A 12,203-nucleotide genomic window follows, 5' to 3' on the forward strand; every position below is an offset into this window, starting at 1 on the left:
GCTGTCATTTCAGAAATTCACTGGATTCCGACCAACACATGCAGATCATTCGTACTGGAACAGTTTTGACTGGCGAATACGCCGGTTGGACGATAGAAATTCAGGATGACCGCGCAGGTGAAACCGGAGGTTATTACCTGTTTCTAGTCCAGAACGAATCAAATGCTTTCGATTCTTGGTTTGAACTCATAGAGCAGCTGCAGCAACAAATTTCAGAACTCGACGTTCGCTGGAATTAGCGCCTCACTCTTTCGTTCCACCCCTCCCCATCCCCCCTTCAAGTCAGCCGATATAGCGGCAAGGACGAACTCGCCCATGAAAACTTACAGCGTGCTCCTGACCGTCGACGCATCAATCGTGGTCAAGGTTGAAGCCGAAAACGAAGAAGAAGCCAAAGAACTGGCTGCCGACATCGCCGAGGTGCCCAGCATCTGCCACCACTGCTCCAGAAACGTACAGGTCGGTGAAATCCTTGAAGCCGTCGAAGCAACTGAGGTGACGCCATGATCGCCACCCTCTGGTTCGCCTACGTCTTCATCTACAAGGTGCCAAGGCCATGACAGACCACGAGCTGCTAAAGCTGTCAGCCAAGGCCATGGGCTTCGATCTGGAGTATCGGAGCGGAAGCGATGCCTTCTACTACGACGATCCGGAATCCGGTCGGGAGCAATGGCAACCACTGAGTGACGACGCCCAGGCCATGCGCTTAGCGGTAGAGCTCCAGCTCAGCATCCTCTGGTTCACCAACCTGCAATACGTAATGGTCGAGCGGCGCGGCTTCGGCGAGAACATCGGCTGGACCGCCGACGCGGATCGAGGTGGCGCGCTACGCCGGGCGATCACAGTCGTCGCAGCACAAATCGGCACCAGGCTTCCCTAACCCCAATCCCCCTACATGCCTGCCGGTGAGCGGCGGGCGAGGTATTCCTATGTCTGACATGCAGCAAATCATCAGCGCGATGACCGCACCGCCCGAGCCTGCCATTGAGGTTTTGACCCTCGACCGGAAGGTTGTTGTGGAGGCCCTGACCGAGCTGGAAGACAAGGAGCTACTGCGCCCCATCGTGACCTATTTGCGCCGAGCGCTTGCCGAGCCAGCTATAGCCCTTTGGGCGATGCATAGCGTTGGTCCTGGCGAAGTTCACGCATGCCTCAGCAAAGACGATGCAGAGCATCAGGCCCAGGCCGTGAGGGACGCGTGTGCTGATGCAGCAAAACGCAATAGCTGGGACATGGGCCCGATCACCATCGACGTGGTTCCGTCACCCTGGGAGCCGGCTCAGCACTTTGAAGAGTGCGCGATTGAATGGAAAGCCGAAGCAGATCGTCTGCGCGCGCTGGCTATCAAGTTGACAGCCGAGACAGAGGATCTTCGCAGAGCCTTGGGCGGGATGCTGTTCGCATTCGATGACGGCGTCGGGGTCGACTGGTCCGCCGACCTACTGGACCACGCCCGACAACTCAGCCCCGCAGCCGAATTCAAATCCTAACCCACCTTCTGCCGCCCAGCGCGGCAAGGACACCCCATGTACGCAACGAAACTCACCCTGATCCTACTGGGGATCGTGCTGTACCTGATCGGAACCGTCGTCGGGTTCGTCGTGGGCATACCTGCCCTGTTCGAGTCAGGTGGCACACAAGAAATCATCGCCGCCTTTGCCGGCTTCATTACCTGGGTGCTGATCACCTTCGGTTTCATCATCCACATCATCAAGAAAGCGCGGCCCAGTGCGGGCGGCGGGAGGTAGCTATGCGAAAGGAACTCATCAAAATCAGCGAATTCCAGCGCCGGCGCTGGGGGGAAAACGGTACCCCGCCCTGCCCCCAGGCAATTCGCAACCACATTCGCAACGGCATGGTGCCGGGCGAGCAGATCGGGAAACTCTGGTACGTTGATTGGGCTGCATTCAACTCGTCCAACGGCAACGACCTTGTCTCAATGGTATTGAAAGGAGCTGCATGATGTCCCCACGGCCGCGCAATACTGCGAACAAGAGCCTTCCGCAGAACCTGTACTACGATGCGCGGCGCGGGACATATCGCTACCGGCGCCCTACCGACGGGACGTTTTTCCCGTTCGGCTCAGATCGCCTGAAAGCCATCGACGCCGCAAAGCAGTTGAACCTAGAGTTCATGCGAGGTGCAGACCTTGTGGGCGCAGTGATGTGCAATCCGTCTGATAGCTTTGAGGGTTTCCTCGACAAATATGAGTCGGAGGTACTGCCACCACGGGAGCTTGCGAAAGGCACTCTCGGGCTATACGCGGTTCACTTTCGCCGCTTCAGGAAGTGGTTTGAGGGAAAGGCTGTAGATCAGATCACCATTCGCATGATCGCAACCGAGCTGGATGGGCTTACCCCGCGAACGGCCAACCAATGCAGGGCGCTGCTGGTCGACATTTTCAACCACGCCGCAGCCAAAGGTCTGTGCCCGGACAACCCAGCAGCCAGCACAATCAACCGAATCGAAAAGAAACAACGCAAGCGCCACACCGTCGATGGGCTGAAGGCTATTCGCGAGAATGCGCCGGCCTGGCTGCAGAACGCAATCGACTTGGCACTGATCACCGCACAGAGGCGCACCGACATCCTGGACATGCGCTTTGACGGTGCTCGAGATGGGTTTCTCTACCTGGTGCAGAAGAAGACAGCCAAGGCCAGTGATGCCGCGTGGATTCGGTTTCGAGTGACACCAGAACTTCAAGCGGTTATCAGCCGGTGCCGAGACGATGTCGTCTCGCCGTACCTGGTACACCGGAAACCTGATCGGCTAAAACAGAAGCAGGCGCAGACAAAGGACCACTGGACGAAGGTTGAGGAGCGGTATTTGACGCGAGCATTCAAGGAGGCCAGGGAAGTGGCGAACTGCTACGCGGGATGGAAGGAAGAAGAGATGCCGGGGTTTCATGAAGTGCGAGCGCTATCACTGCACTTGTACAAGAAAGCCGGAAAGGATGGGCAGAAAATTGCGGGGCATGCGAGCGAGGGCATGACCAAAAACTACCAGCGAGACCACGAGGAAATCATCTGGTCAGAGGCTATTCCAGACCTGAATATCAGTGAAATCACCGGATAGTTTTGCGCCAGTATTGCGCGGGTTTTGCGCAGGCACAAAAAAGCCGATCCATCTGATCGGCTTAAGTGACTGATTTTACTCAGGAATATGGTCGGGACGGAGTGATTCGAACACTCGACCCCTAGCACCCCATGCTAGTGCGCTACCGGACTGCGCTACGCCCCGACTAGGCGTGAAACTGGGCTCGCTTCGTAACGAAGCGATCAGGAATATACCGCAAGCTTTTGAAATGTGGAAGTATTTTAAAAGCCGGTTTTATTTCTTCAAAACCACCAGAACATCTTCCAATTCGGAGATCATCTGGCGGATCATTTGCTTGTATTGGGTGGTGTCGTCTTTGGCTTCATCACCAGACAAACGCAAGCGCGCGCCGCTGATGGTGAACCCCTGGTCGTAGAGCAACGCTCGGATCTGTCGGATCATCAGCACATCCTGGCGCTGATAATACCGACGGTTCCCGGTGCGTTTGACGGGGTTGAGTTGAGGAAACTCCTGCTCCCAATAGCGCAGCACATGCGGTTTTACCGCACACAGCTCGCTGACTTCACCAATGGTGAAGTAGCGTTTGCCTGGGATGACGGGTAGCTCGTCGTTATGACTTGGTTCCAGCATACGCCTCAACTCGGGCCTTCAACTTCTGCCCTGGACGAAAGGTGACCACACGGCGAGCCGTGATCGGGATTTCTTCTCCCGTTTTTGGATTGCGGCCAGGCCGCTGACGTTTGTCCCGCAGGTCAAAGTTACCGAACCCGGACAACTTGACCTGTTCGTTGTCTTCAAGAGCGTGCCTGATTTCTTCAAAGAACAGCTCGACCAATTCCTTGGCCTCGCGTTTGTTCAGGCCCAGCTCTTCATACAGACGTTCCGCCATCTCAGCTTTCGTCAAAGCCCCCATACGTCACTTCCTTAACGTGGCGTTCAACCTTTGTTCGAGCGAGGTGAGGATATTTTGCGTCGTAGTATTCACCTCATCGTCATTAAGAGTGCGCGATGGATGCTGCCAGGTCAAGCCAACTGCAAGGCTTTTTCTATGCGGATCAATGCCTTTACCCTGATAGACGTCAAATAACCTGAGGTCCGTCAGCCATTCCCCTGCATTTTCACGGATTACGTCCAGAACTGCACTGGCCGCCACCTCACGATCAGCGATCAGGGCCAAGTCACGTCGCACTTCAGGGAAACGCGACAACTCGCTGAATTTAGGCATTTTGCCCGAGGCGACTTCAGCCAAGACTAGCTCAAAAACAAAGACCGGACGGTCGAGGCCAAGGGTTTTCGACAATTCGGGGTGGATGGCGCCGACGAAGCCCACCAGACGACCGTCCCGCTCGATACGCGCGGTCTGGCCCGGGTGCAACGCTGGGTGGCTGCCCGGAGCAAAGGTGAATGCGTCCAAGGCACCGGCAAAGCCCAGCACCGCTTCCACATCAGCCTTGACGTCGAAGAAGTCCACGACATCACGACCTTGCGCCCAGCCTTCCGGCAGGCGGCTACCGCAAACCACACCAGCCAGCATCGGCTCTTGCTTCAAGCCTTCCAACTGACCGACAAACCGCAGGCCGCTTTCGAACATGCGCACGCGGTCTTGCTGACGGTTCAGGTTATGGGAAAGCGCTTTCACCAAACCTGGCCACAGGGACGAACGCATGGCCGCCATGTCGTTGGAAATCGGATTGGCCAGCAACAGCGGTTCAACGCCTGGGTTGAACAGTTCGAACTGCTTCGGATCAATGAAGCTGTAGGTCACCGCTTCCTGATAACCACGGGCTACCAGCAGACGACGCAGTTCAGGCAGATGCGCCCGAGCTTCGGCCTTGGGCTGCGGTGCCAGGCGGGCTTGCGGGTAGCGAACCGGTAGGCGGTTGTAGCCGTACAGGCGGGCCAGCTCTTCGATCAGGTCAACTTCGAGGCTGATGTCGAAGCGATGGCTTGGCACTTCTACGCGCCACTGACCTGCCCCATCAGCGCTGATGCCCAGGCCGAGGGCCGACAGCAGACGCTCGATTTCAGCGGGTTCAATGACCAGGCCGAGCATTTGCTCAACACGCTGGGCACGCAGGGTGATCGGGGCAATCGACGGCAAGTATTGCTCGCTGACGGTCTCGATGATCGGGCCAGCTTCACCGCCGGTGATTTCCAGCAGCAGGCCAGTGGCGCGCTCCATGGCTTCACGGGCCAGCTTCCAATCCACGCCACGCTCGTAGCGGTGCGAGGCGTCGGTGTGCAGGCCGTAGGAACGAGCCTTGCCAGCAACGGCGATCTGGTCGAAGAAAGCGCTTTCGAGGAATATGTCGCGTGTGGTCGCGGATACGCCGCTGTGCTCGCCACCCATTACACCGGCAATCGCCAGGGCGCGGGAGTGGTCGGCGATCACCAGAGTGTCGCTGCGCAGGGTAACTTCCTGGCCATCCAGCAGGACCAGCTTCTCGCCTTCCTCGGCCATACGTACGCGGATGCCACCGTTGATTTCGGCGAGATCGAATGCGTGCAGCGGTTGGCCCAGCTCCAGCATCACGTAGTTGGTGATGTCGACAGCAGCGTCGATGCTACGCACTTCGGCACGGCGCAGGCGCTCAACCATCCACAGCGGTGTTGGCTTGGACAGGTCGACGTTACGGATGACCCGGCCCAGGTAACGTGGGCAGGCAGCTGGAGCAAGCACTTCGATCGAACGAACTTCGTCGTGCACCGCAGGCACTTCCGCTACCACCGGACGCGTGACGGTCGCCGCGTACAGCGCGCCCACTTCACGGGCCAGGCCGGCCAGGGACAGGCAGTCGCCGCGGTTCGGGGTCAGGTCGACCTCGATGCTGGCGTCTTCCAGGTCCAGATAGACACGGATGTCCTGACCCACTGGCGCATCGGCCGGCAGTTCCATGAGGCCGTCGTTGTCTTCACCGATCTGCAGTTCGGCTTGGGAGCACAACATGCCGTTGGACTCAACGCCCCGCAGCTTGGCCTTCTTGATCTTGAAGTCGCCCGGCAGTTCGGCACCGATCATGGCGAATGGAATTTTCAGGCCCGGGCGCACGTTCGGCGCTCCGCACACGACCTGGAAAGTTTCCACGCCATTGCTGACCTGGCACACACGCAATTTGTCAGCATCAGGGTGCTGCTCGGTGCTCAGCACCTCGCCCACTACCACACCACTGAAAACACCGGCGGCCGGCGTAACGCTATCGACCTCAAGACCGGCCATCGACAAACGAGCAACCAGCTCGTCGCGATTTACCTGCGGGCTTACCCAGCCACGCAGCCATTGTTCACTGAATTTCATCCTGCTCTCCTAAAGGTTCGTTACGACTAGCGAAATTGCGCGAGGAACCGCAAGTCGTTGTCGAAGAACAGACGCAAGTCGTTCACGCCGTAACGCAGCATGGCCAGACGCTCAACGCCCATGCCGAAGGCAAAGCCCGAGAATTCTTCCGGGTCGATCCCGGACATACGCAGCACGTTGGGGTGAACCATGCCGCAACCCATGACTTCCAGCCAACCGGTCTGCTTGCAGACGCGACAGCCTTTACCGCTACACATCACGCATTCCATGTCGACTTCAGCGGACGGCTCAGTGAACGGGAAGTACGAAGGGCGGAAACGCACGGCCAGTTCTTTCTCGAAGAACACCCGCAGGAACTCTTCGATGGTGCCTTTGAGGTCGGCGAAATTGATGTCGCGATCAACCAACAGGCCTTCGACCTGGTGGAACATCGGCGAGTGAGTGATATCGGAGTCGCTGCGGTACACGCGGCCTGGGCAGACGATGCGGATCGGAGGACGTTGCGATTCCATGGTGCGGACCTGTACCGGCGAGGTATGGGTGCGCAACAACATGTTCGCATTGAAATAGAAGGTGTCATGCATCGAACGGGCCGGGTGATGGCCTGGGATGTTGAGCGCCTCGAAATTGTGATAATCGTCTTCGACCTCAGGGCCTTCGGCGATGCCGTAGCCAATATGGGTGAAGAACTGCTCGATACGTTCCAAAGTCCGGGTAACCGGATGCAGACCGCCTGAGGTCTGGCCGCGGCCAGGCAGGGTCACGTCAATAGACTCGGCGGCGAGTTTGGCCGCAAGATCGGCCACCTCGAACAACGCCTTGCGCGCATTGAGAACCTCTGTGACACGCTCCTTGGCAACGTTGATCAGAGCACCGACTTGCGGGCGCTCTTCTGCCGGTAAATTCCCCAGGGTCTTCATCACCTGAGTCAATTCACCCTTTTTTCCAAGGTAGTGAACCCGGATTTGCTCCAGGGCATTGATATCTTCTGCGCTTTGCACAGCCTCTAGTGCTTGAGAGACCAGCGCATCCAGGTTTTCCATGTACAGACTCCAGATACAAAATAGGGGAAGAGCTTGAAGGCTCTTCCCCTATTTAAGACGTTTAACACCTTGGGCCACGGAAGCGGCCCGAGGTGACTGTCGGGGGTACTTAAGCCAAGGTGGCTTTAGCTTTCTCGACAATCGCAGCAAACGCCGCTTTTTCGTTCACTGCCAGATCAGCCAGAACCTTACGGTCGATCTCGATGGACGCTTTTTTCAGGCCAGCGATGAAACGGCTGTAGGACAGACCGTTAACACGTGCACCAGCGTTGATACGAGCGATCCACAGAGCGCGGAACTGACGTTTTTTCTGACGACGGTCACGGTAGGCGTATTGGCCAGCCTTGATAACCGCTTGCTTGGCAACACGGAATACGCGTGAACGCGCGCCGTAGTAGCCTTTAGCAAGTTTCAGAATTTTTTTGTGGCGCTTACGCGCCATGACGCCACGCTTTACACGAGCCATGAGTTACTTCCTCTATTCTTAACTAAAATTAACGAAGGCGCAGCATGCGCTCGACTTTTGCCACGTCAGACGGATGCAGCAAGCTGCTACCGCGCAGTTGACGCTTACGCTTGGTCGACATTTTAGTCAGGATGTGGCTCTTGAAAGCGTGCTTGTGCTTGATACCGTTAGCAGTTTTCAGAAACCGCTTAGCAGCACCACTTTTAGTTTTCATCTTTGGCATGTTCGGTACTCCGCATTCAGTTGATAAACATAATCAGAAGGCCTGCCGTGCCCTATTGATTACTTCTTCTTTTTCGGGGCGATGACCATAATAAGCTGGCGTCCTTCCATCTTAGGATGCTGTTCGACCGAACCGTACTCGAGCAGGTCAGCTTCAACCCGCTTGAGGAGTTCCATCCCCAGCTCCTGGTGGGCCATCTCACGGCCGCGGAATCGCAAGGATACCTTGGCCCTGTCCCCATCACTCAGGAAACGTACCAGGTTGCGCAGTTTTACCTGGTAATCCCCTTCCTCCGTCCCTGGACGAAACTTGATTTCTTTTACTTGAATCTGCTTCTGGTTCTTCTTCGCTGCGGCAATCTGCTTCTTCTTCTCGAAGATCGACTTGCCGTAGTCCATCACCCGGCAAACGGGTGGGATTGCGTCGGCGGAGATTTCCACCAGGTCCAATTTGGACTCTTCAGCAATACGAAGCGCTTCATCAATCGAGACGATGCCAATCTGCTCGCCGTCAGCGCCAATTAACCGAACCTCGCGTGCCGAGATATTCTCGTTGATCGGGGCTTTCGGTGCAGCTCGTTTATCTTGTCTCATTTCACGCTTAATAATAATTACTCCGAATCTGGGCGACCACGCCGGGAAACCGCTTGCGCGAGGAACTCAGCGAACTGGGCGACGGGCATCGAGCCCAGGTCAGCACCTTCACGAGTACGCACAGCGACAGTCTGCATCTCGACTTCCCGATCTCCGATAACCAAAAGATAGGGAACCTTGAGCAAAGTATGCTCGCGGATTTTAAAGCCGATCTTTTCATTTCTCAAGTCAGACTTGGCACGAAATCCGCTTTCATTGAGAGTTTTTTCAACTTCAGCGGCAAAATCTGCCTGTTTATCAGTGATATTCATGATCACTGCCTGGGTCGGAGCCAGCCACGCAGGGAACGCGCCCTCGTAGTGCTCGATCAGGATTCCGACAAATCGCTCGAAGGATCCAAGGATCGCCCGGTGCAACATAACCGGGTGCTTGCGACTGTTGTCTTCGGAGACGTATTCGGCTCCCAAACGGATCGGCAGGTTAAAATCGAGCTGCAAAGTACCACATTGCCAGACACGGCCAAGACAATCTTTCAGCGAGAACTCGATCTTAGGACCGTAGAACGCCCCCTCACCCGGCTGCAGATCGTACGCAAGGCCCGCGCTATCTAGGGCGGCGGCCAGTGCAGATTCGGCGCGATCCCACAGCTCGTCGGAACCGACGCGTTTTTCCGGACGAGTGGACAGCTTCATTTCGACTTCGGTAAAGCCGAAATCGCGATAGACGTCCATGGTCAGCTTGATGAACGCAGCGGATTCAGCCTGCATCTGCTCTTCGGTGCAGAAGATGTGAGCGTCGTCCTGAGTAAAGCCACGTACACGCATAATGCCGTGCAGCGCACCCGACGGCTCGTTACGGTGGCAGGCACCGAACTCGGCCAGACGCATCGGCAACTCGCGGTAGCTCTTCAAGCCTTGGTTGAACACCTGCACGTGGCACGGGCAGTTCATTGGTTTGATGGCGTAGTCGCGGTTTTCCGATTGGGTGGTGAACATGTTGTCGGCGTAGTTGGCCCAGTGCCCGGATTTCTCCCACAGGCTGCGGTCAACAACCTGGGGAGTCTTGATCTCCAGGTAACCGTTGTCGCGCTGAACTTTGCGCATGTACTGCTCAAGCACCTGATACAGGGTCCAGCCGTTCGGGTGCCAGAACACCATGCCCGGCGCTTCTTCCTGGAGGTGGAACAGGTTCAGGCGCTTGCCGATCTTGCGGTGGTCGCGTTTTTCGGCTTCTTCGATGCGCTGGATGTAGGCCGCCAGCTGCTTCTTGTCAGCCCAGGCAGTACCGTAGATCCGCTGCAGTTGTTCATTCTTCGCGTCACCGCGCCAGTAGGCACCGGACAGCTTGGTCAGCTTGAACGACTTGAGGAAGCGCGTGTTCGGCACGTGCGGGCCCCGGCACATGTCGACGTATTCTTCGTGGTAGTACAGGCCCATGGCCTGCTCGTCCGGCATGTCTTCCACCAGGCGCAGCTTGTAGTCTTCGCCACGGGCGGTGAACACGTCGATCACTTCGGCACGCGGAGTGACTTTCTTGATGACGTCGTAATCTTTCTCTATCAGCGCGTGCATGCGCTGTTCGATGGCCGCCAGGTCGTCCGGAGTGAAAGGACGCTCGTAGGCGATATCGTAATAGAAGCCGTCGTCGATGACCGGGCCGATGACCATCTTCGCCGTTGGGTACAGCTGCTTGACCGCATGGCCAATCAGGTGCGCGCAAGAGTGGCGAATGATCTCCAGCCCCTCTTGATCCTTGGGTGTGATGATTTGCAGGCTGGCATCAGAGGTGATCAGGTCGCTGGCATCAACCAGCTTGCCGTCGACCTTGCCGGCCACGGTGGCCTTGGCCAGACCTGCACCAATGGATGCGGCGACCTCGGCTACGGAAACCGAATGATCGAATGAACGTTGACTGCCGTCGGGAAGAGTAATAGTTGGCATGGCGCCTCCTCTCCTAGTGGTGACCCCTACCAAAGGTCACGTGGGTTGGGATGAGCCAGTACAAGATCCAATACCAGGCCGTTCACTGATGAACGCCTGCCTTACAGCGGCAGGAGCCTTTCGGCCAACCGATAATCGAACCAGAGTGACTGGAGTTAAACAAAAAGATCGTGGCTAACCAGCAAAGAACACGCCGAAAAATAGCCAAGGGTGGGATGCTAGCACAGATGAACGGTCATCGCGTCGGCGCCGCCTTGATGAAAAGCAAATTCTGGGCTTTTAAGCAGGGAAGTGAACTTGGGCTGTACGTGGGCCCTCAAAGACACTGAGAATCGTCACCCACCCACGACCTCCAGGGAGCATTTCCTTATGCGTCTTAAACATTTATTGGCTCTCGCCGCCCCATTTGCCCTACTGCTGCCTTTGAGCGCACAGGCCGCCTGGCCTGAAGGCGGGAAAAACTCTTTCCAGCAGGATTGCCAGAAAGGCGCCATGCAGAACCCCAACGTTAATCCAGCACAGGCTAAAGCCCATTGTGAGTGCGGTGCAAATGCGCTTGAAAAGAACTTCAGCAAAGAAGAGCTCAGCAAGCTAATGGACAGAAACACCCCACCTGACAACGCTCTGCTCGCAAAAGCACAAAGCGCTATCCAGTCCTGCAAAGTCGTTAAATAAGTACTGACGTCATGGCCAGAGGCCATTTTGGCGTAATAAACCAGCTGGAAAACGGCTATTTCTCACAATTTACACAGCTTTTACGGCTTTTTTTAACAGCTGATATTTCGCTCAAAAGCCCCGTAAATCGGGGCTTTCAGCCACGCAAGGCACGAAATACAACGCGATTGATTAGCAAACAATGCCTTGGGGGGGCTCCCAAGTCGAACATTTCGACTATGATACCCCGGTGTGCCCAGTTGGCCTGAGCAGCACAGTACTACTGAAAATATATGTTTCTTGGAGATACACCATGTCTAATCGCCAAACCGGCACCGTTAAATGGTTCAACGATGAAAAAGGCTTCGGCTTCATCACTCCTCAAGGTGGCGGTGACGACCTGTTCGTACACTTCAAAGCTATCGAAAGCGACGGTTTCAAAAGCCTGAAAGAAGGCCAAACCGTTTCCTTCGTGGCTGAGAAAGGCCAAAAGGGTATGCAAGCTGCACAGGTTCGCGCAGAGTAATTTCTGAGCAGAACTAAAAAACCCCGTCCATGTGACGGGGTTTTTTATGGGCGCCGCAAAAGTTGTGGGCAATCAGCCACAGTTGACGCGGGTGATCACCAGATTGTCGTCAGCGTTGAGGTTCAGGCGATCGGAACGGTATTCCAGGGTGATCATATCGTTGGGCTTGAGAATCCGTGCGTTCTGCGCACCAGCACGAGTGCGGGCCTGCTCCAGCAACTGGGGCGACGCTTTCTGACCGATTGTGAACTCGGCAGCCTTCGCCTCGCAGCGACTATGACCTGAATCGGCCACCGCAGCATCTTTGGCCGGCTCAGAGGTACCCGGGGTGCTACAGCCCGCCAAAACGAGTGCAGCGAACAAGGTACCGAATGATGCGAGCTTCCAAGGCATGGAGCCTCCTTTT

Annotated in this window: 18 protein-coding genes and 1 tRNA gene; 9 read left to right on the forward strand and 10 right to left on the reverse strand. The window is 56.4% G+C overall.

The features are described from left to right. The first annotated feature begins 38 nt into the window (after window positions 1-38). From HKK55_RS15010 to HKK55_RS15040, 7 genes are all read left to right on the forward strand, one after another. Complete coding sequence (locus HKK55_RS15010; RefSeq protein WP_167665148.1) at window positions 39-239, forward strand: hypothetical protein; 201 nt, start codon at window positions 39-41, stop codon at window positions 237-239. 76 nt (window positions 240-315) lie between these two features. Continuing rightward, window positions 316-507, forward strand: coding sequence for a hypothetical protein (locus HKK55_RS15015; protein WP_169355404.1), 192 nt, complete (start codon window positions 316-318; stop codon window positions 505-507). 49 nt (window positions 508-556) lie between these two features. Beyond that, window positions 557-880, forward strand: a complete 324-nt coding sequence (locus HKK55_RS15020) for a hypothetical protein (RefSeq protein ID WP_169355405.1) — start codon at window positions 557-559, stop codon at window positions 878-880. 49 nt (window positions 881-929) lie between these two features. Continuing rightward, on the forward strand, window positions 930-1,490 hold the full coding sequence (locus tag HKK55_RS15025) for a hypothetical protein (protein ID WP_169355406.1): 561 nt from the start codon (window positions 930-932) through the stop codon (window positions 1,488-1,490). A gap of 36 nt (window positions 1,491-1,526) precedes the next feature. Further along, on the forward strand, window positions 1,527-1,748 hold the full coding sequence (locus HKK55_RS15030) for a hypothetical protein (protein ID WP_169355407.1): 222 nt from the start codon (window positions 1,527-1,529) through the stop codon (window positions 1,746-1,748). A gap of 2 nt (window positions 1,749-1,750) precedes the next feature. Then, window positions 1,751-1,963, forward strand: coding sequence for a hypothetical protein (locus HKK55_RS15035; protein WP_169355408.1), 213 nt, complete (start codon window positions 1,751-1,753; stop codon window positions 1,961-1,963). Beyond that, window positions 1,963-3,075, forward strand: coding sequence for a phage integrase Arm DNA-binding domain-containing protein (locus tag HKK55_RS15040; protein ID WP_169355409.1), 1,113 nt, complete (start codon window positions 1,963-1,965; stop codon window positions 3,073-3,075). The genes HKK55_RS15035 and HKK55_RS15040 overlap by 1 nt, the downstream gene beginning before the upstream one ends. A gap of 88 nt (window positions 3,076-3,163) precedes the next feature. On the opposite strand, the gene HKK55_RS15045 is transcribed toward HKK55_RS15040, so the two are convergent. From HKK55_RS15045 to thrS, 9 genes are all read right to left on the reverse strand, one after another. Further along, window positions 3,164-3,240 (reverse strand) — tRNA-Pro (locus HKK55_RS15045). Between the two features lie 90 nt (window positions 3,241-3,330). Continuing rightward, window positions 3,331-3,687, reverse strand: a complete 357-nt coding sequence (locus tag HKK55_RS15050; protein ID WP_169355410.1) for a MerR family transcriptional regulator — start codon at window positions 3,685-3,687, stop codon at window positions 3,331-3,333. Continuing rightward, window positions 3,668-3,970, reverse strand: a complete 303-nt coding sequence (ihfA, locus tag HKK55_RS15055) for an integration host factor subunit alpha (protein ID WP_002553164.1) — start codon at window positions 3,968-3,970, stop codon at window positions 3,668-3,670. Before ihfA ends, HKK55_RS15050 begins: the two co-directional genes overlap by 20 nt. A gap of 3 nt (window positions 3,971-3,973) precedes the next feature. Beyond that, window positions 3,974-6,352 (reverse strand): phenylalanine--tRNA ligase subunit beta, encoded by a 2,379-nt coding sequence (pheT, locus tag HKK55_RS15060; protein ID WP_169355411.1) that lies wholly within the window; start codon window positions 6,350-6,352, stop codon window positions 3,974-3,976. 26 nt (window positions 6,353-6,378) lie between these two features. After that, complete coding sequence (gene pheS / locus HKK55_RS15065) at window positions 6,379-7,395, reverse strand: phenylalanine--tRNA ligase subunit alpha (RefSeq protein ID WP_169355412.1); 1,017 nt, start codon at window positions 7,393-7,395, stop codon at window positions 6,379-6,381. 109 nt (window positions 7,396-7,504) lie between these two features. Continuing rightward, complete coding sequence (gene rplT, locus HKK55_RS15070; protein WP_003219940.1) at window positions 7,505-7,861, reverse strand: 50S ribosomal protein L20; 357 nt, start codon at window positions 7,859-7,861, stop codon at window positions 7,505-7,507. Between the two features lie 28 nt (window positions 7,862-7,889). Further along, the gene (gene rpmI / locus HKK55_RS15075) at window positions 7,890-8,084 is read right to left on the reverse strand and encodes a 50S ribosomal protein L35 (protein ID WP_002553160.1); all 195 of its coding nucleotides are present in this window, start codon (window positions 8,082-8,084) and stop codon (window positions 7,890-7,892) included. Between the two features lie 59 nt (window positions 8,085-8,143). After that, window positions 8,144-8,695 (reverse strand): translation initiation factor IF-3, encoded by a 552-nt coding sequence (gene infC / locus HKK55_RS15080; RefSeq protein WP_169875357.1) that lies wholly within the window; start codon window positions 8,693-8,695, stop codon window positions 8,144-8,146. After that, window positions 8,695-10,617, reverse strand: coding sequence for a threonine--tRNA ligase (gene thrS / locus HKK55_RS15085; protein ID WP_169355413.1), 1,923 nt, complete (start codon window positions 10,615-10,617; stop codon window positions 8,695-8,697). The genes infC and thrS overlap by 1 nt, the downstream gene beginning before the upstream one ends. A 369-nt stretch (window positions 10,618-10,986) precedes the next feature. Between thrS and HKK55_RS15090 the strand changes: the two genes are divergently transcribed. Both HKK55_RS15090 and HKK55_RS15095 read left to right on the forward strand, forming a co-directional pair. Then, window positions 10,987-11,292, forward strand: a complete 306-nt coding sequence (locus HKK55_RS15090; protein ID WP_169355414.1) for a hypothetical protein — start codon at window positions 10,987-10,989, stop codon at window positions 11,290-11,292. A gap of 292 nt (window positions 11,293-11,584) precedes the next feature. Then, window positions 11,585-11,797, forward strand: coding sequence for a cold-shock protein (locus HKK55_RS15095; protein WP_007905882.1), 213 nt, complete (start codon window positions 11,585-11,587; stop codon window positions 11,795-11,797). 72 nt (window positions 11,798-11,869) lie between these two features. Here HKK55_RS15095 and HKK55_RS15100 read toward each other — a convergent pair whose 3' ends face one another. Further along, window positions 11,870-12,190: an I78 family peptidase inhibitor gene (locus tag HKK55_RS15100; protein ID WP_169355415.1), complete on the reverse strand. Its 321-nt coding sequence runs from the start codon at window positions 12,188-12,190 to the stop codon at window positions 11,870-11,872. Window positions 12,191-12,203 lie beyond the last annotated feature (13 nt).

The sequence above is a fragment of the Pseudomonas sp. ADAK18 genome, from assembly GCF_012935695.1.
GTDB lineage: Bacteria > Pseudomonadota > Gammaproteobacteria > Pseudomonadales > Pseudomonadaceae > Aquipseudomonas.

Coding starts and splice junctions, on each gene's coding strand:
- HKK55_RS15040 (WP_169355409.1), top strand. CDS start 1,963: ATGTCCCCACGGCCGCGCAATACTGCGAACAAGAGCCTTCCGCAGAAC.
- HKK55_RS15100 (WP_169355415.1), bottom strand. CDS start 12,190: ATGCCTTGGAAGCTCGCATCATTCGGTACCTTGTTCGCTGCACTCGTT.
- HKK55_RS15020 (WP_169355405.1), top strand. CDS start 557: ATGACAGACCACGAGCTGCTAAAGCTGTCAGCCAAGGCCATGGGCTTC.
- HKK55_RS15010 (WP_167665148.1), top strand. CDS start 39: ATGCAGATCATTCGTACTGGAACAGTTTTGACTGGCGAATACGCCGGT.
- HKK55_RS15095 (WP_007905882.1), top strand. CDS start 11,585: ATGTCTAATCGCCAAACCGGCACCGTTAAATGGTTCAACGATGAAAAA.
- pheT (WP_169355411.1), bottom strand. CDS start 6,352: ATGAAATTCAGTGAACAATGGCTGCGTGGCTGGGTAAGCCCGCAGGTA.
- HKK55_RS15050 (WP_169355410.1), bottom strand. CDS start 3,687: ATGCTGGAACCAAGTCATAACGACGAGCTACCCGTCATCCCAGGCAAA.
- rplT (WP_003219940.1), bottom strand. CDS start 7,861: ATGGCTCGTGTAAAGCGTGGCGTCATGGCGCGTAAGCGCCACAAAAAA.
- pheS (WP_169355412.1), bottom strand. CDS start 7,395: ATGGAAAACCTGGATGCGCTGGTCTCTCAAGCACTAGAGGCTGTGCAA.
- HKK55_RS15025 (WP_169355406.1), top strand. CDS start 930: ATGTCTGACATGCAGCAAATCATCAGCGCGATGACCGCACCGCCCGAG.
- thrS (WP_169355413.1), bottom strand. CDS start 10,617: ATGCCAACTATTACTCTTCCCGACGGCAGTCAACGTTCATTCGATCAT.
- rpmI (WP_002553160.1), bottom strand. CDS start 8,084: ATGCCAAAGATGAAAACTAAAAGTGGTGCTGCTAAGCGGTTTCTGAAA.
- ihfA (WP_002553164.1), bottom strand. CDS start 3,970: ATGGGGGCTTTGACGAAAGCTGAGATGGCGGAACGTCTGTATGAAGAG.
- HKK55_RS15015 (WP_169355404.1), top strand. CDS start 316: ATGAAAACTTACAGCGTGCTCCTGACCGTCGACGCATCAATCGTGGTC.
- HKK55_RS15090 (WP_169355414.1), top strand. CDS start 10,987: ATGCGTCTTAAACATTTATTGGCTCTCGCCGCCCCATTTGCCCTACTG.
- HKK55_RS15035 (WP_169355408.1), top strand. CDS start 1,751: ATGCGAAAGGAACTCATCAAAATCAGCGAATTCCAGCGCCGGCGCTGG.
- HKK55_RS15030 (WP_169355407.1), top strand. CDS start 1,527: ATGTACGCAACGAAACTCACCCTGATCCTACTGGGGATCGTGCTGTAC.